The 24,630-nt window shown below is 71.1% G+C and carries 26 protein-coding genes and 1 riboswitch; of the genes, 12 read left to right on the top strand and 14 right to left on the bottom strand.

What is annotated here, in order from left to right; genetic code table 11:
* Window positions 1-124: 124 nt before the first annotated feature.
* The 3 genes from ACFUO4_RS35070 (at window position 125) to ACFUO4_RS35080 (ending at window position 3,208) form a co-directional block, all read left to right on the top strand.
* Entirely contained in the window at window positions 125-1,186 is a 1,062-nt protein-coding gene (locus ACFUO4_RS35070; protein WP_383492458.1) for an adenosine deaminase, read from the top strand.
* Between the two features lie 42 nt (window positions 1,187-1,228).
* Window positions 1,229-1,918 (top strand): glycerophosphodiester phosphodiesterase, encoded by a 690-nt coding sequence (locus ACFUO4_RS35075; RefSeq protein WP_383492461.1) that lies wholly within the window; start codon window positions 1,229-1,231, stop codon window positions 1,916-1,918.
* A 165-nt stretch (window positions 1,919-2,083) separates the two neighbouring features.
* A complete protein-coding gene (locus ACFUO4_RS35080; protein WP_383492464.1) occupies window positions 2,084-3,208 on the top strand; it encodes a serine hydrolase domain-containing protein in 1,125 nt (374 codons plus the stop codon).
* On the opposite strand, the gene ACFUO4_RS35085 is transcribed toward ACFUO4_RS35080, so the two are convergent.
* The 8 genes from ACFUO4_RS35085 to ACFUO4_RS35120 all read right to left on the bottom strand — a co-directional run bounded on the left by ACFUO4_RS35085 (window position 3,201) and on the right by ACFUO4_RS35120 (window position 8,946).
* A complete protein-coding gene (locus tag ACFUO4_RS35085) occupies window positions 3,201-3,716 on the bottom strand; it encodes a hypothetical protein (protein WP_383492467.1) in 516 nt (171 codons plus the stop codon). The two genes, ACFUO4_RS35080 and ACFUO4_RS35085, sit on opposite strands and share 8 nt — an antisense overlap.
* Before the next feature lie 43 nt (window positions 3,717-3,759).
* Window positions 3,760-4,170, bottom strand: coding sequence for a hypothetical protein (locus tag ACFUO4_RS35090; protein WP_383492470.1), 411 nt, complete (start codon window positions 4,168-4,170; stop codon window positions 3,760-3,762).
* Window positions 4,154-4,645: an RNA polymerase sigma factor gene (locus tag ACFUO4_RS35095; protein ID WP_059197996.1), complete on the bottom strand. Its 492-nt coding sequence runs from the start codon at window positions 4,643-4,645 to the stop codon at window positions 4,154-4,156. The genes ACFUO4_RS35090 and ACFUO4_RS35095 overlap by 17 nt, the downstream gene beginning before the upstream one ends.
* Window positions 4,646-4,730: 85 nt before the next feature.
* The gene (locus ACFUO4_RS35100; protein WP_383492474.1) at window positions 4,731-5,363 is read right to left on the bottom strand and encodes a class F sortase; all 633 of its coding nucleotides are present in this window, start codon (window positions 5,361-5,363) and stop codon (window positions 4,731-4,733) included.
* Window positions 5,360-5,725 carry a sortase-dependent protein gene (locus ACFUO4_RS35105; protein WP_383492477.1) on the bottom strand — a complete coding sequence of 122 codons (366 nt, stop codon included), beginning with the start codon at window positions 5,723-5,725 and terminating at the stop codon, window positions 5,360-5,362. Before ACFUO4_RS35105 ends, ACFUO4_RS35100 begins: the two co-directional genes overlap by 4 nt.
* Before the next feature lie 128 nt (window positions 5,726-5,853).
* Window positions 5,854-7,044 carry a PotD/PotF family extracellular solute-binding protein gene (locus ACFUO4_RS35110; protein WP_383492480.1) on the bottom strand — a complete coding sequence of 397 codons (1,191 nt, stop codon included), beginning with the start codon at window positions 7,042-7,044 and terminating at the stop codon, window positions 5,854-5,856.
* Window positions 7,045-7,126: 82 nt separating this feature from the next.
* Window positions 7,127-8,296 (bottom strand): sensor histidine kinase, encoded by a 1,170-nt coding sequence (locus tag ACFUO4_RS35115; RefSeq protein WP_383492483.1) that lies wholly within the window; start codon window positions 8,294-8,296, stop codon window positions 7,127-7,129.
* Window positions 8,293-8,946, bottom strand: a complete 654-nt coding sequence (locus ACFUO4_RS35120) for a response regulator transcription factor (protein ID WP_383492486.1) — start codon at window positions 8,944-8,946, stop codon at window positions 8,293-8,295. Before ACFUO4_RS35120 ends, ACFUO4_RS35115 begins: the two co-directional genes overlap by 4 nt.
* Window positions 8,947-9,062: 116 nt before the next feature.
* On the opposite strand from ACFUO4_RS35120, the gene ACFUO4_RS35125 reads away from it, so the two are divergent.
* A complete protein-coding gene (locus ACFUO4_RS35125; RefSeq protein ID WP_383492490.1) occupies window positions 9,063-9,560 on the top strand; it encodes a hypothetical protein in 498 nt (165 codons plus the stop codon).
* Between the two features lie 122 nt (window positions 9,561-9,682).
* On the opposite strand, the gene ACFUO4_RS35130 is transcribed toward ACFUO4_RS35125, so the two are convergent.
* Complete coding sequence (locus tag ACFUO4_RS35130) at window positions 9,683-11,122, bottom strand: gamma-aminobutyraldehyde dehydrogenase (protein WP_079309716.1); 1,440 nt, start codon at window positions 11,120-11,122, stop codon at window positions 9,683-9,685.
* A 170-nt stretch (window positions 11,123-11,292) separates the two neighbouring features.
* Here ACFUO4_RS35130 and ACFUO4_RS35135 point away from each other — a divergent pair, with 170 nt between their 5' ends.
* The 7 genes from ACFUO4_RS35135 (at window position 11,293) to ACFUO4_RS35165 (ending at window position 18,095) form a co-directional block, all read left to right on the top strand.
* Window positions 11,293-11,817 (top strand): Lrp/AsnC family transcriptional regulator, encoded by a 525-nt coding sequence (locus ACFUO4_RS35135; protein ID WP_059198004.1) that lies wholly within the window; start codon window positions 11,293-11,295, stop codon window positions 11,815-11,817.
* Window positions 11,818-11,837: 20 nt separating this feature from the next.
* On the top strand, window positions 11,838-13,202 hold the full coding sequence (locus tag ACFUO4_RS35140) for an aspartate aminotransferase family protein (RefSeq protein WP_383492494.1): 1,365 nt from the start codon (window positions 11,838-11,840) through the stop codon (window positions 13,200-13,202).
* Between the two features lie 183 nt (window positions 13,203-13,385).
* Entirely contained in the window at window positions 13,386-14,135 is a 750-nt protein-coding gene (locus ACFUO4_RS35145) for an ABC transporter ATP-binding protein (RefSeq protein ID WP_059198006.1), read from the top strand.
* Entirely contained in the window at window positions 14,117-15,547 is a 1,431-nt protein-coding gene (locus ACFUO4_RS35150) for a hypothetical protein (RefSeq protein ID WP_383492497.1), read from the top strand. Before ACFUO4_RS35145 ends, ACFUO4_RS35150 begins: the two co-directional genes overlap by 19 nt.
* 110 nt (window positions 15,548-15,657) lie before the next feature.
* The gene (locus ACFUO4_RS35155) at window positions 15,658-16,077 is read left to right on the top strand and encodes a VOC family protein (protein ID WP_383492500.1); all 420 of its coding nucleotides are present in this window, start codon (window positions 15,658-15,660) and stop codon (window positions 16,075-16,077) included.
* 36 nt (window positions 16,078-16,113) lie between these two features.
* Window positions 16,114-17,235, top strand: a complete 1,122-nt coding sequence (locus tag ACFUO4_RS35160; protein ID WP_383492503.1) for an LOG family protein — start codon at window positions 16,114-16,116, stop codon at window positions 17,233-17,235.
* Window positions 17,236-17,396: 161 nt separating this feature from the next.
* Window positions 17,397-18,095, top strand: a complete 699-nt coding sequence (locus ACFUO4_RS35165; protein ID WP_079309718.1) for an LAETG motif-containing sortase-dependent surface protein — start codon at window positions 17,397-17,399, stop codon at window positions 18,093-18,095.
* Between the two features lie 113 nt (window positions 18,096-18,208).
* On the opposite strand, the gene ACFUO4_RS35170 is transcribed toward ACFUO4_RS35165, so the two are convergent.
* The 4 genes from ACFUO4_RS35170 to rlmN all read right to left on the bottom strand — a co-directional run bounded on the left by ACFUO4_RS35170 (window position 18,209) and on the right by rlmN (window position 23,189).
* The gene (locus ACFUO4_RS35170) at window positions 18,209-19,225 is read right to left on the bottom strand and encodes an ABC transporter ATP-binding protein (RefSeq protein ID WP_383492506.1); all 1,017 of its coding nucleotides are present in this window, start codon (window positions 19,223-19,225) and stop codon (window positions 18,209-18,211) included.
* Window positions 19,225-20,826, bottom strand: coding sequence for an ABC transporter permease (locus ACFUO4_RS35175; RefSeq protein WP_383492509.1), 1,602 nt, complete (start codon window positions 20,824-20,826; stop codon window positions 19,225-19,227). Before ACFUO4_RS35175 ends, ACFUO4_RS35170 begins: the two co-directional genes overlap by 1 nt.
* 38 nt (window positions 20,827-20,864) lie before the next feature.
* Window positions 20,865-21,935, bottom strand: coding sequence for a thiamine ABC transporter substrate binding subunit (locus ACFUO4_RS35180; RefSeq protein ID WP_383492512.1), 1,071 nt, complete (start codon window positions 21,933-21,935; stop codon window positions 20,865-20,867).
* A riboswitch (TPP riboswitch) is annotated at window positions 21,932-22,039 on the bottom strand. Its footprint overlaps the gene before it by 4 nt.
* Window positions 22,040-22,082: 43 nt before the next feature.
* A complete protein-coding gene (rlmN, locus tag ACFUO4_RS35185; RefSeq protein WP_383492515.1) occupies window positions 22,083-23,189 on the bottom strand; it encodes a 23S rRNA (adenine(2503)-C(2))-methyltransferase RlmN in 1,107 nt (368 codons plus the stop codon).
* A 144-nt stretch (window positions 23,190-23,333) separates the two neighbouring features.
* Between rlmN and ACFUO4_RS35190 the strand changes: the two genes are divergently transcribed.
* Window positions 23,334-24,104 carry an alpha/beta fold hydrolase gene (locus ACFUO4_RS35190; protein ID WP_383492518.1) on the top strand — a complete coding sequence of 257 codons (771 nt, stop codon included), beginning with the start codon at window positions 23,334-23,336 and terminating at the stop codon, window positions 24,102-24,104.
* Here the strand turns inward: ACFUO4_RS35190 and ACFUO4_RS35195 are convergent.
* On the bottom strand, window positions 24,101-24,550 hold the full coding sequence (locus ACFUO4_RS35195) for an SRPBCC family protein (protein WP_079309722.1): 450 nt from the start codon (window positions 24,548-24,550) through the stop codon (window positions 24,101-24,103). The genes ACFUO4_RS35190 and ACFUO4_RS35195 overlap by 4 nt on opposite strands.
* Window positions 24,551-24,630: the final 80 nt, after the last annotated feature.

Raw genomic sequence — 24,630 nt, forward strand, 5'->3', positions numbered from 1 at the left:
CGTCATGCTACGGCCAGGGCATCTCCCCCGCGGGGGCGGCCTACGATGATCCCCGAGTCATCGATCAGCCGATCACCCGCGCCCCGCCGTACGCCGGCGGACGGCGCCGTTCCGGGGAGGAACCTTGACCGACCGCCTTGTCGACCCCAGCATCCCGCGCGACCTGCACGCGTTCATCGCCGCGCTGCCCAAGGCCGAACTGCACGTCCATCACGTGGGTTCCGCCTCCCCCCGGATCGTCTCGGAACTGGCCGCGCGGCACGGCGACTCCAAGGTCCCCAGCGACCTGGAGGCCCTCGCCGACTACTTCACCTTCACGGACTTCGCCCACTTCATCGAGGTGTACCTGTCCGTCGTCGACCTGATCCGCACGCCGGAGGACGTACGTCTGCTGACGTACGAGGTGGCCCGCGATCTGGCCCGGCAGCAGGTCCGCTACGCCGAGCTGACCATCACGCCGTACTCCTCGACCCGCCGCGGCATCGACGAGAAGGCGTTCATGGAGGCGATCGAGGACGCCCGCAAGGCGGCCGAGGCCGAGTTCGGCACCGTACTGCGCTGGTGCTTCGACATCCCCGGCGAGGCGGGTCTCGTCGCCGCCGAGGAGACGACCCGGCTGGCCACCGACGACCGGCTGCGCCCCGAGGGCCTCGTCTCCTTCGGGCTCGGCGGCCCCGAGATCGGCGTCCCGCGCCCGCAGTTCAAGCCGTACTTCGACCGCGCGATCGCGGCCGGCCTGCGCTCCGTCCCGCACGCCGGTGAGACGACCGGCCCGGAGACGGTGTGGGACGCCCTCACCCACCTCCGCGCCGAGCGCATCGGGCACGGCACCAACTCCTTCCAGGACCCCAAGCTCCTCACCCACCTCGCCGAGGAGCGGATCCCGCTGGAGGTGTGCCCGACCTCCAACATCGCCACCCGCGCGGTGCGCACGCTCGACGAGCACCCGATCAAGGAGTTCGTGAAGGCCGGGATCGTCGTCACGATCAACTCCGACGACCCGCCCATGTTCGGCACCGACCTCAACAACGAGTACGCGGTGGCCGCCCGCCTCCTCGACCTCGACGAGCGCGGTCTGGCCGAACTGGCGAAGAACGCGGTGGACGCCGCCTTCCTCGACGAGGCGGGCAAGGCGAGGATCAGGGACGAGATCGACACGTACACCGAGGCGTGGCTCGCCCCCTGAGCCGAGCGCACAGCACCCCGCCCCGCCCACCACAATGGGCCCATGCAGAAGCTGACCGCAGTGGCCCATCGCGGCGACCCCTACCGCGTCCGTGAGAACACGCTCGACTCCCTGCGTTCCGCGCTCGACCTGGGCGCGGACGCCGTCGAGGTCGACGTACGCCTCACCAGGGACGGCGTCCCCGTGCTGCTGCACGACGCGACGCTGAAGCGGCTGTGGGAGCACGACCGGCCGCTGCTGTCCCTGTCGTCGGACGAGGTCCGCGGCCTCACGGACGGCAAGGTGCCGACCCTGCGGCAGGCGCTGGCCGCCGCCGACGGGGCCCGGCTCATGCTCGACCTGCCGGGCACGCCGGACGTGAAGGCGGCCCGCCGGGTGGTGGACGTCGTACGGGAGGCCGGGGCGGAGGACCGCGTCTACTACTGCGCGGGCGCCCCGGCCATGCTCGCCGTACGCGCCGCGGACCCGGCCGCGGAGATCGCGCTGACCTGGACGTCCCTGGCCCCGCCGCGCGCCACGCTGGTGGACGCGGTCCGCCCCCGTTGGCTCAACTACCGCTTCCCCCTGGTCGACAAGGCCCTCGCCGAGCGGGTCCACCGCGACGGCCTGCTGCTCTCGGTCTGGACCCCCGACACGGTCCGCTCGATGCGCCGCCTGATCGCCGCGGGCGTCGACTCGATCACGACGAACCGCATCGACGCCCTCTCCGCCCTGCGCGACCTGCACGCGTGAGCGTTGCCCCCTAGGGGAAACCCCGAGCAACTCCAGTCTCCACAAGGGAAGTTGCTGAGGGACACATCGGGGGCGGGTGCCCTCCTCGCCGACGATCCGGGCACGACCGTAACCGCAGCATGATCATCACGGTCACCCCGTCGCCACCCACCCTGGAGCCGCCCCGTGTCCGCCCTTCACCGCAGAACGTTCCTCACCGCTTCCCTCGCCCTCGGCCTGGGCGCCGCCACCGGCGGCCTGGCCGCACCCGCCGCCGCGCACAGCTCCGCCGCCCCGGACGCCGCAGCCCTGCGTGCCGCCATCGCCGGTCTCCCCGACGAGGACGCGACCGCCGCGCTCGTGCGGATCGGCGGCCGGGACGGCAGTTGGCGGGGCAGCTCCGGTGTGCACGACCTGGAGAGCGGACGGGCGGCCGACCCGAGGGCTCGGTTCCGGGCCGGGTCGACGACGAAGGTCGTCACCGCGGCCACCGCCCTGCACCTGGCCGCCGAGCGCCGCCTCGACCTCGACACCCCGGTCCAGCGCTACCTGCCGGGCCTGTTCACCGCCGCCTTCGACCCGATCTCCGTACGGCAGTTGCTCAACCACACGAGCGGCATCAAGCCGGGCGACGGCTTCGACGACCCGTACGCCCACCGCTTCGACACCCTGCCCCCGCAGCGGGTCGTGGCGTCGGCGATCGCGAAGGGCCCGGACTTCACGCCGGGGACGCAGCAGCGGTACCTCAACATCGGCTACACCATCCTCGGCCTGCTGATCGAGAAGGTGACGGGACGCCCGTACGCCGCCGAGGCCACCCGGCGCGTGCTGCGCCCGGCCGGGATGCACGACACCTACTTCCCCGGCACCGACCCCCGCATCCACGGCCCGCACAACCGCGGCTACCAGCGGATGACGGCGGCGGACGGGACGACGCGCCTCGTCGACGTCACGGAGTGGAACCAGGCGGACCGTTTCGCGGCCGGCGACATGATCTCGACGACCGCGGACCTGGAGCGGCTGCTCCACGCGCTGTTCCGGGGACGGATCCTGCCGGGGCCGCAGCTGGAAGAGATGTTCACGGTCCCGGCGCACATCGAGGGGGCGGCCTTCAGCGCCGGGCTGCAGCGCAGGGCGGTCGGCGACCGGGTCTACTGGTGCAAGACCGGGGCCCGTTACGGGTACAGCACCGCGCTCGCCGCGACCCGCGATCTGCGCCGCACCATCGTCTACTCGGTGGGCGACACCGACGCCAAGGACGAGTCCTCGAACCCGGTCATCGACCGGATCGTCGCGGCGGCCGTCAAGTAGCGAGCGCCGGTACGGGGGTCGCGCCGGTCAGCGCCTCCAGGCGCTTGATCTTCTTCCGTACGACGTACAGCGGTACGACCCCGAAGACCCCGAACGCCATGTCGAGCACGCTCCACCAGAACGGGATGCCACGGATCGGTCCGCAGACCAGCGCGAGCGGGACGATGCCGGCGCAGGCGATCATCCCGAACTCGACGACCCAGATGTTGCGCACCGGATCGCGGTAGGGGCCGTAGAAGGCGACCGCGATGACGAGGTGCGCGAAGGCCAGCCAGTCGGTGCCGTAGAGGAGGAAGGGATAGTCGGCGTCGGCGGTGTCGAGTCCCTGACGGACCCGGGTGATCCAGTCCGTCAGGGCGTCGGGCGCGGGCACATGCGTCAGCAGTTCCTCGGTCCAGCGCAGTTCGTGGACGAGCGGGAAGGCCGTGGCGCCGCTGAGCACCAGGCAGATGACGAAGAGGACCAACCAGGCACGGATGCCCTTGAGCAGGGCGGCTCTGTCGCTCATGGGAGGAGCGTACGCCTGAAGTTGAACATGTTCAAAAAGCGTTTCAGGGGGTCGCCCCGGGCGCGGACGGCACGGCGGTCGGCACGCTCCCCGAGGGCACCGCGCTGGGCGAGGGGAGGGGGGTCCCGGCCGGTTCGGACGGCACCGCGGAGTCGCTCGGCGGGCTGCTCGCAGGAGTGGACGCGGGGACGCTCGCGGGCGGCGGCGCGAGCGGGACCGTGGGGGTGGCGGGGGCGCCGGCATCCGCCTGGCGCAACGGCAGTACGACGAGCGCGGCGACGGCGCACACCAGTCCCGCCCCGGCGGCGGCCCGCAGCAGCTTGCGCCGGGCGGCGCCCCGCCGGACGGCCTCGTAGCGCCCGGGCGGCGGGCCGAGATACTCGGCCGGGGGACGCAGGATCACGGCGATCGGGTCGTCGTCGAGGTTCGGGCCGTCGTCAGCTGGTGTGATCAAGACTCCTCCTCAGGTGGGCGCGGAGCAGTTCGCGGGCCGCGTGGAGGTCGGCCTTGACGGTTCCTTCCTTGCGTCCGGTCAGCAGCGCCACCTCCCGGACGGGCATGTCGGCGTAGTAGTGCAGGAGGATCGGGACGCGCAGGCGTTCCGGCAGCGACTGGACGAGCAACCGTACCGAGGGGTCGGCCTGTTCGGGCCGGGGGCTGAGCTCGGCCTCCGTGGTCGCGCGCCGCACGGCCCGGCGCTCGCGCTCCAGCTTGCGCCAGTGGTCGCGGACGAGGTTGGCCGTGGTGACGTAGAGGAAGCCCTGCGGTTCGTCCACCGCGGTCCAGCGTGCCCACAGTCTGGTGAACGCCTCCGAGGCGATCTCGTGGGCCGTCTCGTCGTCGTCGACCAGCCGACGGCACCAGCCGGCGAGGCGCGGATAGAGCGCGGCGAACAGCTCGGACGCCGCCTTCTCTCGGGACCGTTTCAACGTTCTCCAGTGCGTGGGGGGTTCATGGGTGAAGACCCCGAACCGTCGGCACGCGTTCCGACGGGGCGGGATCCGGCGGCCCCGGTCAACGACCGGTGGCGCTCACCGCGGCGAAGACGATCACGTTGTCGGCGTATCCGTCGCCGGTCCGCGGGCCCCCGCAGGTGATGAGGCGCAGCTCGGGCCGGTCGACGTCGCCGTACACCTCGTCGGTCGGGAAGTCGGCCTTGGCGACGGTGCGTACGGCGGTGACGGCGAAGACGGCCGCGGTGCCGTCCTTCAGCGTCGCCGTGATCCGGTCGCCGCGGCGCAGGGCCGCGAGGTGCCGGAAGACGCCGTCGCCGTAGGACCCGACCGTGACATGGCCGAGGATCACCGAGGGTCCGGTCCGTCCCGGCACCGGCGAGTGCTCGTACCAGCCGGCCCGGTCGTGCGCCGTGATCGGCGGCACCTGGACGGTGCCGTCGGGGGCTAGGCCCAGCCGGAGGACCGGGGTGTCGACCCCGATGGCCGGTATCCGCAGCCGCACCGGCGTCGAACGCCCGCTCCGCGCGGCCGACGTGCCGGCGGGCGTCGACGCGACCGCGGGCGTCGAGGTGCCGACGGGTGTCGAGGTGGCCGAGGTGCGGACTCCCGTCCCGGCTCCCGGACCGCCGCAGCCCACGAGCAGCGCGGCCGGGGCCGCGAGCGCGAAGCCACGCCGCGAGAGCGGACTCACGCCCCGCTCGCCCGCCGACGCCGTACGACGAAGGCGGCGCCGCCACCGAGCACGACCGCCGCGGCCGCACCGCCACCGACGAGACCACCCTTGCCGTCCGAGGACGGGGCCGTCACTCCGGTGTTCGGCGCCCCGCTGGGCACGACGGAGACCTGGGCGCCGGGCGCCTCACTCGGAGCGGCGGTCGGCGCGGCGCTGGGCGCGGCACTCGGTGCGGCGCTGGGCACGGCGGTCGGCTCCGCGCTGGGCTCGCCCGGTGCGCTGGGCACGGGACTCGGCGTCGCGTCGGCGACGGCGGGCGCCGCACCGGTCAGCACGGCCGCACAGACAAGTGCCGCGACGCCCAGGACAGTTGTACGCATGGATGACTCCCCTTGCTCGGTCCGTCCGCCCGTCGGTCGGGCGGGGTGACGGATCGAGCGGAGAGACGAGGCAGCGGCGGGGCGCGTTGTAAAGAGATGGCAAAGTCGCCGAGGCGGGATCGCGGGACCTACAGCCCCACGATCGCGTTCCACCTCTTGGAGAACTCCACCCGTTCCGTGGACGTGATGTCGCGGGCGATCACCAGCCGACGGCGCATCTCGTCGTCGGGGAAGATCAGCGTGTTCTCGGCCAGTGCGGCCGTCTCCTCGTCCTTGGCGGAGGCGAGGACGTCCCGCGCGGCCGGCACCGGGCAGACGTAGTTGACCCAGGCGGCGAGTTCCGCGGCGACCTCGGGGTCGTAGTAGTGGTCGACGAGCCGTTCGGCGTTGGCCTTGTGGCTCGCGCGGTCGGGGATCATCAGGGAGTCCGACCAGAGTTCGGCGCCCTCCTCGGGGACGACGAAGCGGATGTCGGGGTTGTCGGCCCGGAGCTGGATGACGTCTCCGGAGTACGCCTGGCAGGCGAGGACGTCTCCGCTGACGAGGTCCTTGGTGTAGTCGTTCCCGGTGAAGCGGCGGATCTGGCCGTTGCGCACGTACTTCTCGACCTGGTCGCAGGCGGTGTGGAAGTCGTCGGCGGTCCACTTCCCGATGTCCACGCCGTTGCCCTGCATCAGCAGCGCGAACGCCTCGTCGAGGCCGGACAGCAGGGTCACCCTGCCCTTGAGGTCGCTGTCCCACAGCTCGGAGACGTGCCGTATCTCGCGTCCGAGGCGGCGGTGGTCGTAGGCGATGCCGGTGATGCCCGACTGCCAGGGGACGGTGTGCTTGCGGCCCGGGTCGAAGGCGGGGGAACGGAGCAGCGGGTCGAGATACCGGGTGACGTTCGGCTGGTTGGCCCGGTCCATCTCCTGGACCCAGCCGAGGCGGACGAAGCGCGCGCACATCCAGTCGCTCATGACGATGAGGTCGCGGTCGGTCGACTGGTGGTTCATCAGTGCGGGGCTGATCTTGCCGAAGAACTCGTCGTTGTCGTTGATCTCCTCGACGTAGTCGACGGAGATGCCGGTCTCCTTCCCGAACGCCTCCAGCGTCGGCCGCTTCGTCGTGTCGTCGTCGTCCGTGTCGATGTACAGCGGCCAGTTCGCCCAGCTCAGCCGCTTGTCGGTGGCGGAACGGTCGGGAACCGCGCGGTCCCCGGCGGACACGTACGCGGCGGGCACACCGCACCCGGCGAGGGCGCCCAGCGCCGCGGTGCCGCCGAGTGCGCCCAGCAGGGAACGGCGGGTGAGACGGGGCGTCTGCAAGGGGAGAGGCATTCCGGCAGCATGCCGCGCCCGGCCGCGGACGGACAATCGACGCTGCGTCGAGCCGTGCCGGGCACAGCGGACACCCTGTCGATCACGCGTTCACTGGGGCCCTCGGACCGGAGGGCACGTACGCGGGCAGTGCGACCTCCACCACCAGCCCGCCCCGCGGCCTCGTCCTGGCCAGCACCCGCCCACCGTGCGCGGCGACGACCGCCGCGACGATGGACAGGCCGAGTCCGTGCCCGTCCCGCTTCCGTACCCGTTCGGGCCCGAGTCGCCGGAACGGCCGGAACAGCCCCGCGGCCTGGTCCGCCGCGATCACCGGCCCGCTGTTCTCGATCCGCAGCCCGGGCCGTCCCGCCGCGTCCGTCCCCGTCCACACACTCACCCAACTCGACTCCCCCTCAGGCAGGTTGTGGCGCACGGCATTGTCGGTGAGATTGACGACCAGTCGCTCGACGAGCTGCCGGTCGCCGAGCACGGGGGCGGGGTCGAGCCACGCCTCGACCTTCACACCCGCATCGGGCAGCCGCTCCCGTACGACCTCCGCGAGGTCCACGAACTCCCGCCGCTCCAGCCCGCGTTGACTGCGGGCCAGCGTCAACAGCGCGTCGATCAGCCGCTCCTGCTCCTGTCCGGCCGCACGCACCCGCAGCAGCGCCGCCCGCAGGGAGTCGGCGGAGGCCTCGGGGTCGGCCAGCGTCACGTCGACGATCGTCTGCTGGAGGGTGAGCGGGGTGCGCAGTTCGTGCGAGGCGTTGGCGACGAAGCTCTTCTGCGCCTCGAAGGCCCCTTCCAGTCTGGCCAGCACGGCGTCGAAGGTGTCGGCCATCGCCTTCAGCTCGTCGTCGGGCCCGGCCACCGCGAGCCGTTCGTGCAGGTTGTCGGCGGAGATCCGGCGGGCGGCGGAGATCATGGTGCGCAGCGGCGCGAGCACCCGCCCGGCCATCAGCCAGCCGAGGGCCACCGAGGCCAGCGCCATCACCGCCAGGGCGACGCAGCCCTTGACGAGCAGTTCGTGCAGCTGGTCGGAACGGACCGCCTCCACCACGGCGTTGACGGCCGGCGGATCGAGCGTGCCGGGCTCGCCGGCCGGCACCGGGCCCTGTCCCTCGCCGGAAGCGAGCGTCCTGCCCGCCTTCGAACTCGCGGCGAGGACATAGGTGAACCCCAGGAGCAGCGCCCCGGCCACCACGAACAGGGCGCTGTACAGCAGGGTGAGGCGCCGGCGGATGCTGCGCGGCCCGCGGACGCGCGTCACAGCCGGTACCCCGCCCGCTCGACCGTCTCGATCAGCGGCGGCTCCCCCAGCTTGCGCCGCAGCCTGCTCACCGTGACCTTCACGGTCTGGCTGAAGGGGTCGGCCGCCTCGTCCCAGGCCCGTTCGAGCAGTTCCTCCGCCGACACCACCCCGCCCCGCGCGGCCATGAGCAGCTCCAGCACGGCGAACTCCTTGGGGCTGAGCGGCAGTCGGGACCCGGCTCGGGTCGCCTCCCGGCGCGCCGGGTCGACCCGCAGCTCCCCGCGCACCAGCACGGGCGGCAACGCGGGCTGCGCGCGCCGGGCCAACGCCCGTATCCGCGCGACGAGTTCGGCGAAGGCGAACGGCTTCGCCAGATAGTCGTCGGCTCCGAGCCCGAGCCCGGCGACCCGGTCGGCCACGGTCCCCGACGCGGTGAGCATCAGCAGCCGGGCCCGGCCGTCCCCGCGTGCCAGCGTCCGGCACACCTGGTCGCCGTGCACGCCGGGCAGATCGCGATCCAGTACGACGACGTCGTAGCCGTTGACCTCGGCGCGCTCCAGCGCCGTCGCCCCGTCGAGGGCGAGATCGACCGCCATGCCCTCCCGGCGCAGCCCGGACGCCACGGTCTCGGCGAGCTCTTCGTGGTCCTCGACCACCAGCACACGCATGCGGTCAGTGTGTCCGCGCCGGGGTTACACGGCGATAAGGACGGCCGTTCCCGTGCCGTAACCGCCCGGGCGCTTGTGTTGACCCCGTCAGCACCACCACCCACGAGGAGGACCCCATGCGTGCTCTGCCGACCCGGCCGCAGCGACTCGCCCTCGGCATAGCCGTCCTGACGGCCGCCGCACTCGGCACGGTCAGCGCGTCGGCCGCCCAGTCGTCCGGTACGACATCCGCCGATGCCGAGCCTCCGAGGAGCGGCGCCGCCTTCGCGGTCGCCTACCACCCGACGGACAACACCCCCGACGACGTCAACGAGGCCGACGACGACTTCGCCGCGTGCATGCGGGGCCAGGGCGAGCGGACCTTCCCCGGCTTCCATGCGACGACGGACGAGCAGGGCAGGGTGCGGCTGGAGGTGAAGTCGGGGGCGACGACGGACTTCGACCCGGCGTCGAAGTCGTACGAGAAAGCGCTGAAGACCTGCGCCCCGATCCTGAAGAAGGCCGGTATCACCTTCCCGGACCCGGCGGACCGGCCCCCGCTCCCGATCCCGGCCAAGCCGGGAGAGCCGGGCGAGGGGCTCCCGTCGCTGCACGAGCACACAGAGAAGGCGTAGGCCACGAAGGAGGGGGAACGGGGCGGCCCCCGGACGGAATTGATCTACGTCCGGGGGCCGCAACGCCGCCAAGGGGTGCGGGGAACTGCGCGACCAGCCCCCGCTCACCCGCAGTCGGCCGACTACGCGTCCAACGAAGTCATCACGTGCTTGATCCGCGTGTAGTCCTCGAACCCGTACCCCGACAGGTCCTTGCCGTACCCGGACTTCTTGAAGCCGCCGTGCGGCATCTCCGCGACCAGCGGGATGTGCGTGTTGATCCACACGCATCCGAAGTCCAGCTTCTTGGACATCCGCATCGCACGTCCGTGGTCCTTGGTCCACACGGACGAGGCCAGCGCGTACTCCACGCCGTTGGCCCACTCCACGGCCTGGTCCTCGTCGGAGAAGGACTGGACGGTGATGACCGGTCCGAAGACCTCGTTCTGGATGATCTCGTCGTCCTGCTTCAGCCCGGACACGACGGTCGGCGCGTAGAAGTAGCCCTTCTCACCGACCTGGTGGCCGCCGGCCTCGACCTTGGCGTGGGCGGGCAGTCGCTCGATGAACCCGGAGACCTGCTTGAGCTGGTTGGGGTTGTTGAGGGGGCCGAAGAGCACGTCCTCGTCGTCCGGCTGGCCGGTCTTGGTGTCGGCGGCGGCCTTCGCGAGCGCCGCCACGAACTCGTCGTGGATGGAGGCCTGCACCAGCACGCGCGTGGCCGCCGTACAGTCCTGGCCCGCGTTGAAGAAGCCCGCCACGGAGATGTCCTCGACGGCCTTGGCGATGTCGGTGTCCTCGAAGACGACGACCGGCGCCTTGCCGCCCAGCTCCAGGTGGACCCGCTTGAGGTCCTTGGACGCGGACTCGGCGACGGACATGCCGGCGCGCACGGACCCGGTGATGGAGGCCATCGCGGGGATCGGGTGCTCGACCATGAGGCGGCCGGTGTCACGGTCACCGGTCACGACGTTGAAGACGCCCTTGGGCAGGATCGACCCGATGATCTCGGCGATGAGGACGGTCGAGGCCGGGGTGGTGTCGGACGGCTTCAGCACGACCGTGTTGCCCGCGGCGAGCGCCGGCGCGAACTTCCACACGGCCATCATCATCGGGTAGTTCCACGGCGCAACCTGGGCGCAGACGCCGACCGGCTCGCGGCGGATGATGGAGGTCATCCCCTCCATGTACTCGCCGGCCGAGCGGCCCTCCAGCATTCGCGCGGCACCCGCGAAGAACCGGATCTGGTCCACCATCGGCGGGATCTCCTCGGACCGCGTGAGACCGATCGGCTTGCCGGTGTTCTCCACCTCGGCGGCGATGAGGTCCTCGGCCCGCTCCTCGAACGCGTCGGCGATCTTCAGGAGGGCCTTCTGGCGCTCGGCGGGGGTCGTGTCGCGCCAGGCGGGGAACGCGCGTGCGGCGGCCTCCATCGCGGCATCGACATCGGCCTGCCCGGACAGCGGCGCGGTCGCGTACGCCTCGCCCGTCGCGGGGTTGACCACCTCGGTGGTCCGTCCGTCGGCGGCGTCCCGGAACTCACCGTCGATGTAGTTGCGCAGACGACGCAGCTCGGTGCTCACTGCCGGCCTCCTGTGTCGGGTCGAACTGTCCATTGGTTGAGACACCCACCCTAATCGGCTTGCCCACGTTTTCAACACCCCCGCTCCCGCCGATTCTGCGAAATCCGCAGGTCTCAGACACGTAAACAACGAATTTCATCGCTACGGCCTTGCGGAAGTGTCGATACGTCGTGCACAGTGAGCTGGTGGCCAGTCGAAGCACAGACCCCAGGGACTCACGGGTCGTCCGCGAGTCCAGGAACGGCACTCCTCATCTGGATGCCGTTTCCCTCGCCATCATCGAGCAGCTCCAGGAGGACGGCCGCCGGCCGTACGCCGCGATCGGCAAGGCCGTCGGCCTGTCGGAGGCGGCCGTGCGCCAGCGCGTCCAGAAGCTGCTCGACCAGGGCGTGATGCAGATCGTCGCCGTCACGGACCCGCTCACCGTGGGCTTCCGCCGACAGGCGATGGTCGGCATCCATGTCGAGGGCGACGTCGAGTCCGTGGCCGACGCACTGACCTCCATGGCCGAGTGCGAGTACGTGGTGATGACCGCGGGCTCGTTCGACCTGATGGTGGAGATCGTCTGCGAGGACGACGACCACCTCCTTGAGGTCATCAACCGACGCATCCGCGCCATCCCCGGCGTGCGCTCCACCGAGAGCTTCGTTTACCTGAAGCTCAAGAAGCAGACCTACATGTGGGGAACCCGATAACCCGTGAGGACCCGATAACCGTGAGCACCAAGGACCTCAGCCAGACCGCGTACGACCACCTGTGGATGCACTTCACCCGCATGTCCTCGTACGAGAAGTCGCCCGTCCCCACCATCGTCCGGGGCGAGGGCACCCACATCTACGACGACAAGGGCAAGCGCTACCTGGACGGCCTCGCGGGCCTGTTCGTGGTCCAGGCCGGCCACGGCCGCACCGAGCTCGCCGAGACCGCCTTCAAGCAGGCGCAGGAGCTGGCGTTCTTCCCGGTGTGGTCCTACGCCCACCCGAAGGCCGTGGAGCTGGCCGAGCGCCTCGCCCACCACGCCCCGGGCGACCTCAACAAGGTCTTCTTCACCACCGGTGGCGGCGAGGCGGTCGAGACCGCCTGGAAGCTGGCCAAGCAGTACTTCAAGCTGGTCGGCAAGCCCACCAAGTACAAGGTCATCTCCCGCGCGGTCGCCTACCACGGCACCCCGCAGGGCGCCCTGTCGATCACCGGCCTGCCCGGCCTGAAGGCGCCCTTCGAGCCGCTGGTCCCCGGCGCGCACAAGGTGCCGAACACCAACATCTACCGCGCCCCGATCCACGGCGACGACCCCGAGGCCTACGGCCGCTGGGCCGCCGACCAGATCGAGCAGCAGATCCTCTTCGAGGGCCCCGACACGGTCGCCGCGGTCTTCCTGGAGCCGGTCCAGAACGCGGGCGGCTGCTTCCCGCCCCCGCCCGGCTACTTCCAGCGCGTCCGCGAGATCTGCGACCAGTACGACGTCCTGCTGGTGTCGGACGAGGTCATCTGCGCCTTCGGCCGCCTCGGCACGATGTTCGCCTGCGACAAGTTCGACTACGTCCCGGACATGATCACCTGCGCCAAGGGCATGACCTCGGGCTACTCCCCGATCGGCGCCTGCATCATCTCCGACCGCCTGGCCGAGCCGTTCTACAAGGGCGACAACACCTTCCTGCACGGCTACACCTTCGGCGGCCACCCGGTCTCCGCGGCCGTCGGCCTCGCCAACCTCGACCTGTTCGAGCGCGAGAACCTCAACCAGCACGTCCTCGACAACGAGGGCGCGTTCCGCTCGACCCTGGAGAAGCTGCACGACCTGCCGATCGTCGGCGACGTCCGCGGCAACGGCTTCTTCTACGGCATCGAGCTGGTGAAGGACAAGGCCACCAAGGAGTCCTTCAACGACGAGGAGACCGAGCGCGTGCTCTACGGCTTCCTGTCGAAGGCCCTCTTCGACAACGGCCTGTACTGCCGCGCCGACGACCGCGGTGACCCGGTCGTCCAGCTCGCCCCGCCGCTGATCTCCAACCAGGAGACCTTCGACGAGATCGAGCAGATCCTGCGCGCCACGCTCACGGAGGCGTGGACCAAGCTGTAAAGCCATCCGGCCGCGGCCCGGGGTGCACCCGTCCGAGTGACAAGGGTGCACCCCGGGCCGCGTGCTGTCCGGGGTTTCCGCACCCGCTCCCTAGCGTGCCTGGTAACCGATCGGCCCTGTCTTCGTTCCCCCGCTCGGGGGATCAACGGCAGGGAAAACGGATCAGATACGAGGTGTACGCCCATGGAGGCCCCGCCCGACAACGACGTGCTCTGGGCCCGCGCCCTGCACTTCACGCACCCCGACGGCTCGCCCGCGCTCGGCGGCGTATCGCTCGGCGTCCGCGAGGGCGAGATCCTCGCCGTGAGCGGCCCGCGCGGCAGCGGCAAGACGACGCTGCTCAGCTGCCTGTCGGGGCTGGTCCCGGCGCAGCGCGGCGAGGTCTGGTTCAACAGCGTGCCCGTGCACACGATGGGTCCGATGACCCGTGAGAGGCTGCGCCGCGACCGCTTCGGCTGGATCGACCCGGCCCCGGTCCTGGTCCCCGAGCTCAACGTCTGGGAGAACGCCGCCCTCCCCCTGATGCTGCGCGGCACCAGCCGCCGCCGGGCCAAGGTGGCCGCGCTGGAGTGGCTGGAGCGCCTCGACATCGGTGACAGATCCCGCAACCGCCCCCACGAACTGACCCAGCCGGAACGCCAGCGCGCCTGCATCGCCAGGGCTCTGGCCCCCGCCCCGACGGTCCTGTTCGCGGACGAACCGACGGCCCCCCTCCACCGCGCGGACCGCGCCCACGTCCTGCGCACCCTCACCACCGCGGCCCGCTCGCACGGCATCACGGTGGTCCTGGCGACCCATGACGCGGAGACGGCGGCGCTCGCCGACCGCACGGTCTCGCTGCTGGACGGCCGCCGGGTGAACACGGTCCACCTTCCCCCGGTCCAGGAAACGCAACCGGCAGGCCAGGGGGCCGCGTGCTCGCTCTCCGTCTGACCCGCGGCGCCCACCCGGCCGTCCACCTCCGCCGCCTGCTGGTCGCGACCGCCGCGGCGGGCACAGGCTTCCTCCTCCTCTGCACCCTCGGCTACGCGATGGCCCACCAGGACGACCCACGAGGCTCCCTCCTCCGCCTGGCCTGGTGCCTGACTCCGCTGGCCACCACGGTCTACTTCGCCCTCGCCGTGGCCCGCACCGACCCCGGCACCCGCCCCCGCCCCGGCCTGGCGGCGATCGGCCTGGGCCCGGCCCGCCTGATGGCGGTCTCGGCGGCGACGACGGCCCTGTCCTGCCTCCTGGGCTCGATGGTGGCCCTCCTCTTCTTCCTCCACCTCCGAGGCGACCTGACGGGCATGCCCTTCGACGGCGCAGGAGCGGACTTCCTGGCCCCGGAGCAGCCCCTGCCGTTGCCGGCGGCCCTGACCCTGCTGGGCCTGGTCCCGACACTCGCATCCGTGACGGTGGCCTTGGCGATGCGCCCGAGGGACGACCGACCGAAGGGGACGGGGAGGTCGTACGGGAGGTTCGGCGCACGGGGAGCGGCGGCGGCCCGGGAGACGTTCGGCGCCTACGGCCGCTTCGGCGCACACCTTCACCGCCCGCCGTCTGCGGGCAGTGACGCCCCGCCGTCTGCCGGCAGTCGTGCCGCGCCGTCTGCGGGCAGTCGTGCCGCTGGGGCGGCACGGGTGGGCGCTGGGGGTCCCCCCTCTGGGGGAGGCACCCCGCAGGCGCGGGCAAGCGAGACGCCCCCTACAGCAACCCCCACGACGGAAAGCCAACTCGCCACCCTCCCCCCACCCCCTCAAGAGGCACCAAAGGGCCTCCCCTGGGGCATCGCAGTACTGGCCGCCGGCCTGGCCGTAGAGGCATACGCAGGCAAGCAACACACCACCCCCCTCCCAGGCGGCCTCACCGGCGCCGCCCCCGCCACACTCATCGGCTGGCTCCTCACCGCAGTCGGCCTCGCGCTGGCCGGCCCCGGCCTCACCCACCTCTGCGGCCGCCTCCTCCAGTCCGCCCACCCCGGCGCCCTCCGCCTCCTCGCCGGCCGCATCCTCATGGCAGAAGCCACCCGCATCGGCCGCCCCCTCGGCGTGGTCTGCGCGGTCGCCTCCGGCACGTACGCCATGACGACGCTCCACGACACGGCGGCGACCACCCCGGAGATCGGCCCCCTCACCACCCTCGGCCTGCTCCTGGTCACCGGCTGCACCCTCGCCACCCTCGCCACCGCGGCCGTGGAGGCGAAGCACGCCCGCGCCGACACCACCGCCGCTCTCCTGCGCCTCGGCGCCCCCACGACGATGCTCCGCAGCGCGGCCGCGTTGCGCGCGGGCGCGGTCCTGGCCCTGTTCGGCCCGCTCACCCTGATCGTGGCGGAGCTGGCGGCACTCCCCCTCACGCGCTGAGGAACTCGGCTGAAAAAACTCGTACGAAAAGATCTCCGGGCGCCGATGAGTTCCTGATCCGCCCCCGGTCTACCCACCGAACAGCACACACCCCGATGGGAGAGACCACGATGAGCGCGACGTCCTACCAGCAGATGATCTTCATCAACCTGCCCGTGAACGACCTGGACGCCTCCAAGAAGTTCTTCACGGAGCTCGGCTACTCGATCAACCCCCAGTTCAGCGACGAGAACGCGGCGTCGGTCGTGATCAGCGACACCATCGTCACCATGCTGCTCACCAAGCCCTTCTACGCCACCTTCACCGACAAGGAGATTGCGGACGCCACGAAGACCAGCGAGGTGCTGGTCTGTCTGAGCGCCGAGAGCCGCGAGAAGGTGGACGAGCTGGTGGACAAGGCCGTCGCCGCGGGCGGCACCGCCTCGCCGAAGATCCAGGACATGGGCTTCATGTACGGCCGCGCCTTCGACGACCTGGACGGCCACACCTGGGAGATCGTGTGGATGGACCCGGCCGCGGTCCAGGGCTGAACCACCCTTTTCGAACGCCGTGTCTAGCATGGGCGGGTGCAGACGATGCCCGCCCATGCGGCCCACCACGACGACCGTGAGATCGAGACCCTCGACGACTTCGACGCGACGGTCTCGGCCCGCGGCACCCTCGCCGGCTTCCGTGTCCAGGCCGTCGATCTGACGGACCGCACAAGGCAGTTGCTTGCCACGGACACCACGGGCGCGGTCTTCCTCGGCTGCCCCATGCGGGAGGACGCGGCGGCCAAGGTCCGCGCGGACGGAGCGATGGTCTTCCCGCCTGTCCCGAACCTGCCGTTCAACCCGTACCGCGGTCTGCTCTACTCCCCCGACGAGTTGTTCGACGGTCTCGCCAAGGGATACGAGGAGACGCCGGACGCCCGCGCGTACGCCTGGTTCCAGCGGACCAAGGCGGACGGCGACATATTCGCCTCGATGCTCCGCTCGATCCACGACGACGCCGTCTCCGACGCCCTCGACGAACTCCTGCGCGGGACACGGGTGGTGGGCGTCATGGGCGGTCACGCGATGGCCCGGGGCACTCAGGCGTACGCCGGTGCCGCCCGGCTCGGCCGGGAGCTGACCCGGTCCGGCCTCACCGTCGCCACCGGCGGCGGCCCCGGCGCGATGGAGGCGGCGAACCTCGGCGCGTACGCCGCCCCGTACGACGACGACATGCTCACCGAGGCGCTCCGACTCCTCGCGGAGGCACCCGGGTTCACCCCGTCGGTCACCGACTGGGCCGCCGCCGCCTTCGAGGTGCAGGCGCGCTGGCCGAAGGGCGGTACGTCCGTCGGCATCCCGACCTGGTTCTACGGCCACGAGCCGCCGAACCCGTTCGCGTCGCACATCGCCAAGTACTTCGCCAACGCCACCCGCGAGGACGGCCTGCTGGCCCGCTCGAACGCGGGCGTCGTGTTCCTGCCGGGCGCCGCCGGGACCGTACAGGAGATCTTCGACAACGCGACGCCCAACTACTACGAGTCACGCGGGGAACCGACGCCGATGGTGCTCGTCGACCGGGCGCACTGGACCGAGCGGCTGCCGACCTGGCCCCTGCTGACGGCACTTGCGCGGGAACGCTCGATGGAGTCGCGAATCGCCCTGGTTGACCGAATCGAGGAGGCTCCGGCGGCGTTGAAACGTCTCGCTGGTTAATAAGCAGGTAAAGCCAACGTCCTGGATGCGCTTACACGTTGACACTACTTACGCCACACTTATAAACCTGTGAGCCTCCTGGGATTGGTGTTGTCGCATCCCGTGATGTTCCGTCACCACTCCGCCCACCCCCCGCAATTGCGCCTCCCGTAAGGACAAACGTGGCAGTTCTGTCCATATCTCGCCGTACCGTCGCCCGTTCCGTGCGCGTCCTCGGTGTCGCCACCGCAACCGCCGCGCTCGCGCTCGGTGCCGCCGGCAACGCGCTGGCGTGCAACATCAAGGAATTCTCCGCCGAAGCCAAGTGCGACGGCGACAAGGGTGTCATCACCGTCACCGACGTCGACAAGTCCGGCGTCGAGGCCACCGTCTCCGTGTACCTGGTGGAGAACAACGCCGACGTCCGCATGGTCGGCGAGAAGACGGTGAAGGGCTCCAAGGAGGGCACCACCATCACCTTCGACGAGGCCTGGCAGCCCAACGCGGAGTACCGCGTCCACGTGGTCGCCCTGCCCTACATCAAGGGTGACGACATCAGCCCGAACCTGACGACCCCGGCCACGGCCTGCAAGACCGAGGAGGAGTCCCCGACCCCGACGGCCACCCCGTCGCCGTCGGAGTCCACCCCGGCCGAGGAGGAGTCCGACAGCCCCGCCCCGTCGGCCTCCGAGAGCAGCACCGCCCCCGCGGACACGTCGAGCAACGCCCCGACCCCCGCGGCCGGTGAGTCCAACCTCGCCGAGACCGGCGCCAACTCCAACACGGGCATGATCGCGGGCATCGCGATCGCCCTGGTCGCCATCGGCGGCGGCGCGGTCTTCTTCGGCCTGCGTCGCCGTGGAGCGAGCAGCAGCCGATAAGCCCGGCACGCACACCGGCGTGGCCCGTCCTCCGTCAGGGGACGGGCCACACCCATGTCACCCTGGACATCAGGCCTGCCGACCGGTCCTCGGACGCCTCATATGCCCGCCGATCAGCCCAGTACGACGATTTCGGCCGCGTCGAACTCCACCCCGACCGTGTCCCCCACCTCCGGCGCCGCCCGCAGCGCACACGCCGCCTCCAGCACCGGCGCGTCCCCCTCCGGCCGCAGCCGTACGGCGACATGCGTGCCCTTGAAGGTGCGCGCGACGACGCAACAGCGCAACCCGGCGTCCACGAGCCGCACCCCCGCGGGCCGCACCAGCAGGCTCCGCGCCCCCTGGGGAGCCCCCTCGGGCACCGGCACCTTGCCCCACGGCGTGTCGGCGGCCTCCCCGGCCACCGTGCCCTCGACGACGTTCTCGAACCCGAGGAACCGCGCCACGAACTCGTCGGCGGGCCGCTGCCACACCTCGAGCGGTGTACCGGACTGAGCGATCCGCCCGTCCCGCATCACCACCACCCGGTCGGCGAGCGCGAACGCCTCCCCCTGGTCGTGCGTGACCGCCAGCACGGTCGTCCCCAACCGCCCGAACAGCTCCCGCAGTTCGACGACGAGCCGCTCCCGCAGCGAACGGTCCAACTGCCCGAGCGGCTCGTCCAGCATCAGCAGCCGCGGCCGGGGCGCGAGCGCCCGCGCCAGCGCCACCCGCTGCTGCTCACCTCCGGAGAGCCCCGCGACGGCCCGCCCGGCGGCTCCGGGCAGCCCGACGAGGTCGAGCAACTCGCCCACCCGCTCGCCCTGTTCCGCCTTCGGGACCCCGTGCATCCGCAGCCCGAACGCCACGTTCGCGCCCACGTCCCGCTGCGGGAACAGCTGATGGTCCTGGAACATCAGCCCGACCCCGCGCTTGTGCGCGGCCACCCCCACCTGATCGCGCCCGTCCAGCGACACCCGACCGGCGTCGAGGTGTTGCAGCCCGGCCACCACCCGCAGCAGCGTCGACTTGCCGCTCCCGCTCGGCCCGAGCACACACACGATCTCGTGCTCGGCGACCGACAGGTCGACCCCGTCCAGGACGGCCCGCCCGCCGAGGCGAACCGTCGCGTCCTCCAGCGCCAGCAGCATCAGAACTCACCCGTCCGATCGGTCCGCAGCCGCTCCAGGACCAGCAGCGCCACCGCGCACACCACCATCAGAATCGTCGAAAGGGCCATCGCCTGCCCGTAGTTGAGGTCGCCGGCCCGCCCCAGCAGCCGCGCCACCGCGACCGGCAGCGTCGGGTTGTCGGGCCGCGCGATGAACACGGTCGCCCCGAACTCCCCCAGCGACACGGCGAAGGCGAAGCCCGCCGCGATCAGCAACGCCCGCCGCACCAGCGGCAGATCGACCTCCCGCCACACCCGCCAGGGTGACGCCCCGAGCACGGCCGCCGCCTCCCGCAGCCGCTGGTCCACCGCCCGCAGCACCGGCAGCATGGTCCGTACGACGAAGGGCACCCCGACCAGCGCCTGCGCGAGCGGCACCAGGATCCAGGAGGCCCGCAGATCCAGCGGGGGCTCGTCGAGGGCGATCAGGAACCCGAACCCCACGGTCACCGCGGACACCCCGAGCGGCAGCATCAGCAGCGCGTCGAAGCCCCGTACGAACCGCCCCGCGTCCCGTCGCGTGAGCGCCGCCGCGGCGAGCCCCCCGATCAGCACCGCGATGGCGGTGGCGGCGACGGCGTACTGAAGGGAGTTCCCGATCGCCTCGATCGGCGGCACCAGGAACACGCCCCCGTCGGCCGAGGTCAGCGCCCGGTAGTAGCCGAAGTCCGGTGCGTCGAGGGAGCGTTGCACGAGCACCGCGAGCGGCAGCACCAGCAGGACGGTGATCGTGGCCAGCACCCCGGCGAGGAGCGCCCACTGCCCGGCCCCGCGCGGCCGGCGGGCGGTCGTCTCGGGCGCGACGAGGCGCAGCACGCTCTCCCGGCGCCGTACGGTCCACGCGTGCACGGCGAGGATCGCGCCCACGGCCACGAACTGCACCAGAGTCAGCACAGCGGCCGTACCGAGGTCGAAGATCTCCGAGGTCTGCCGGTAGATCTCCACTTCCAGTGTCGAGAAGGTCGGCCCGCCGAGGATCTGCACCACCCCGAAGGAGGTGAAGGTGAAGAGGAAGACCATGAGGGCGGCCGCGGCCACGGCCGGCGCGAGAGCGGGCAGCGTGACCTTCCGCCAGGCCCGCCACGAGGACGCGCCCAGCATCCGCGCGGCCTCCTCCTGCCGCGGGTCGAGTTGCCCCCACAGCCCGCCCACCGTCCGTACGACGACGGCGTAGTTGAAGAAGACGTGGGCGAGCAGGATCGCCCACACGGTGGTGTCGAGCCGTACGCCCCACAGCTCGTCGAGCAGCCCACCGCGCCCGACCAGTGCGAGGAACGCCGTACCGACGACCACCGTCGGCAGCACGAACGGGACCGTGACGACGGCCCGCAGGATCTGCTTGCCGGGGAAGTCGTAGCGCGCGAACACATACGCGCCCGGCAGCGCGACCGCGAGCGTCAGCGCGGTCGAGGCGAGCGCCTGCCAGGTGGTGAACCACAGCACGTGCCGGATGTCGGACTGCGCGAGCACGTCCGTGATCCGCCCGAACTGCCAGGTCCCGTCCGCCTTGAGCCCGCGCGCGACGATCGCGGCGACGGGCCAGGCGAAGAAGAGCCCGAAGAACGCGACGGGCACGGCCATGAGGCCGAGCCGCGTCACGCTGCCCCGGAAACGCGGGGTTACTTCAGTACGAGCGAGGTCCACGACTTGACCCAGTCGTCACGGTTGTCGGCGATCTTCGCCGGGTCCATGGTCTCGGGGTCCTTGGCGGCGGGACCGTACTTCGTGAACTCGGCGGGCACGGCGGCGCCCTCCACCACCGGGTAGACGAACATGTTGAGCGGCATGTCCTCCTGGAACTTCTTGGTCAGGAGGAAGTCGATGAGGGCCTTGCCGCCCGTGCTGTTCTTCGCGTTGCTCAGCAGTCCCGCGTACTCGACCTGCCGGAAGCAGGTGCCGTCGACGACACCGGTCGGCGCGGTCGAGGGCTTCGGGTCGGCGTAGATGACCTCGGCGGGCGGCGAGGAGGCGTACGAGACGACGAGCGGCCGGTCGGCCTTCGCCTTCTTGCCGCCGGCGGACCCGGAGAACTCCTCGTTGTAGGCCTGCTCCCAGCCGTCGACGACCTTGACGCCGTTGGCCTTGAGCTTGGTCCAGTACGCCTCCCAGCCGTCGTCGCCGTACTTGGCGGCGGTACCGAGCAGGAACCCGAGCCCCGGCGAGGAGGTGGAGGCGTTCTCGGTGACGAGGAGGTCCTTGTAGGCGGGCTTGACCAGATCGTCGTACGACGTGGGCGGCTGGAGCTTGTGCTTGCTGAACCAGGCCTTGTCGTAGTTGAGGCAGATGTCGCCGGTGTCGATGGGCGTGACCTTGTCCCCGTCGACCCGGTAGCCGGGCTTGATGGTGTCGGCGCCCTTGGCCTCGTACGACTGGAACAGTCCGTTGTCGAGCGCCCGGGACAGCAGGGTGTTGTCGACGCCGAAGAAGACGTCGCCCTGTGGGTTGTCCTTGGTCAGGATCGCCTTGTTGACGGCCTGCCCGGCGTCGCCGTCCTCCAGGACCTTGACCTTGTAGCCGGACTCCTTCTCGAAGGCGGCGAGGACGCTCTTGGAGACGGCCCACGAGTTGTGGCTGACGAGCGTGACGGTCTTGGACTCGCTCTGGGAGCCGCCCTCGTCGGACGACCCGCACGCGGACAGCGCGACCAGGCCGAGGCCGACGACGACAGCACAGTACTTCTTGCTACTCACGGTGATGACCGAACTTCCTACCCAGAATGACCTGGGCGAGGTTCAGAGGGTCTGCGGCCCGACGGCCGCACTCTCAGCGCTGTGGCGCTCCCCTGTCGGATAGATATATGAAGTTAGGTATACGAAGGTGTTCTTGCGACGGTCAGACTACCGTTCGCCGGCCGCGAGCTGACCGCAGGCCCCGTCGATCTCCTGGCCCCGGGTGTCCCGGACGGTCACCGGCACGCCGTGCGCGGCGATGGCCTCGACGAAGGCCTTCTCGTCCTCGGGCCGCGAGGCGGTCCACTTCGAGCCCGGGGTCGGGTTGAGCGGGATGAGATTGACGTGCACGGGCTTGCCGCGCAGCAGCCGCCCGAGCCGGTCCCCACGCCATGCCTGGTCGTTGATGTCCCGGATGAGCGCGTACTCGATCGACAGCCGCCGCCCGGACTTCTCGACGTACTCGAACCCGGCGTCGAGCACCTCGCGCACCTTCCAGCGCGTGTTCACGGGGACGAGGGTGTCGCGCAGCTCGTCATCGGGAGCGTGCAGCGAGATGGCGAGCCGGCACTTGAACCCTTCGTCGGCGAACCGGTGAATGGCCGGCACCAGCCCGACCGTCGAGACGGTGATACCCCGCTGCGACAGCCCGAGCCCGTCCGGAGCCGGATCGGTCAGCGCACGGATCGACTGCACGACCCGCTTGTAGTTGGCGAGGGGCTCGCCCATGCCCATGAAGACGATGTTGGAGAGCCGCGCGGGCCCACCGGGCACCTCCCCGTCCCGGAGCGCGCGCATCCCGTCGACGATCTGATGGACGATCTCGGCGGTGGACAGGTTCCGGTCCAGCCCCGCCTGCCCGGTGGCGCAGAAGGGGCAGTTCATCCCGCACCCGGCCTGCGACGAGATGCACATCGTGACCCGGTCCGGATACCGCATCAGCACCGACTCGACGAGCGTCCCGTCGAACAGCCGCCACAGCGTCTTGCGTGTGGTCCCCTGGTCGGTCGACAGATGCCGGACGACGGTCATCAGCACAGGAAGCAGCGCCTCCTGCAGCTTGCCGCGAGCGCCGGCCGGAATGTCCGTCCACTGCTCCGGGTCGTGCGCGTACCGCGCGAAGTAGTGCTGCGAGAGCTGCTTGGCACGAAACGGCTTCTCACCGATCTCGGCCACGACATCCTTGCGCTCGGCAGGAGTGAGATCGGCAAGGTGCCGCGGCGGCTTCTTGGCTCCGCGCGGGGCGACGAAAGTGAGTTCTCCGGGCTTAGGCATGGCTGTACCAGTGTCGCAGATCGAACGGAGTGACTCCTGCCCCCGCCCGTCACCGAGGGTGACCGATGATTTCCCCACGCGGGACGGGTCTTCCTGCCGTACGTTCCCGACGTTCCCGTCCGCCAGCCACCGGAAGTGATGACAATGCCGTACGCCAAGGTCAACGGCCTGGAGATGTACTACGAGATCCACGGCGCCGCCCACGCCGACCGCCGCCCGCTGGTGCTGCTGCACGGCGGCGTCACCACCATCGGGCTGTCCTTCGGCGCCGTACTGCCCGCCTTGGCGGCGGAGCGCCAGGTCATCGCCCCGGAGCTCCAGGGGCACGGCCACACGGCCGACACGGACCGCGCCCTGACCGTCCCGCACCTCGCCTCCGACGTCGTGGCCCTGCTCGACGAGCTCGGCGTCCCGCAGGCCGACCTCCTCGGCTACAGCCTCGGCGGGCTGACCGCGCTGGAGATCGCGGTACGGCATCCCGACCGCGTCGGCCGGCTGGTCGTGGTCTCCGCCCAGTACAGCCAGGACGGCGTACGGGAGGAGATCCGCACCCCCGACTACAGCTCCCCGCTGCTGCCGACGCAGGCCGACTTCCAGGACATGGCCGACGCGTACGCCGCCGTCGCCCCGTATCCCGAGCGCTTCCAGGACTTCCTCGGCAAGGTCTCGGCGGCCGCCCAGGCGCCGCTGCCGTGGACCGCGGACGACCTGCGCGGTCTGACGGCGCCCACGCTGCTGCTGATCGGCGACCGCGACTTCGTGCACGTCGAGCACGCGGCCGAGATGCAGCGCCTGATCCCCGACGCCCGGCTGGCCGTGCTGCCCGGCACCACGCACATGACGGTCCTGCGGCGGCCGCCTGTGGTGCTGCCGCTGCTGGAGGACTTCCTGACCGCGCCGTCCGCGCGGTCCTAGCCGGTCGGCCGCTCCAGGCACTCCTTGAGCAGCTGCTCGTCCCGCGGGAGTTCCTTGCGGACCTGCGGGCGGACCACGAGGGGGACCAGCGCCCTGCCGAGCCCGTGTCCCTCGAAGTCGATCTCTATCGTCACGCGGGACCTCCGCCCGTCGTCGAGCGGTTCGATCTCACCGTGGGTACGGGGCCGGACGGGCCCGGAGATCCCGTGCAGGTCCCAGCTGTGCGGAGGGTCGAGCTCGTCGAACTCGACGGTCATCGGGACCTGGCGGTTCCCGATCCGCCGGGTGACCCGGACCCGGGAGCCGGCATGGATCGGCCCCTCCTCGAGCGGCTCCGCCTTGACGGCGCTCAGCTGCCATTCCGGCAGATGGGAGGGGTCGGTGATGTACGCGTAGACGTCTTCGGGACTGCGGTCGACGTCGATCACTTCACGGATGGCGGGCATGACGCCCTCCTTCCAGGGCGATCCCCTTCGAGGGCTTACAGGGAAATCGTCCCACCGGACCGCCCCCGAGAACAGCAGAA

It is taken from the genome of Streptomyces sp. NPDC057280 (genome assembly GCF_042668605.1).
Classification (GTDB): domain Bacteria; phylum Actinomycetota; class Actinomycetes; order Streptomycetales; family Streptomycetaceae; genus Streptomyces.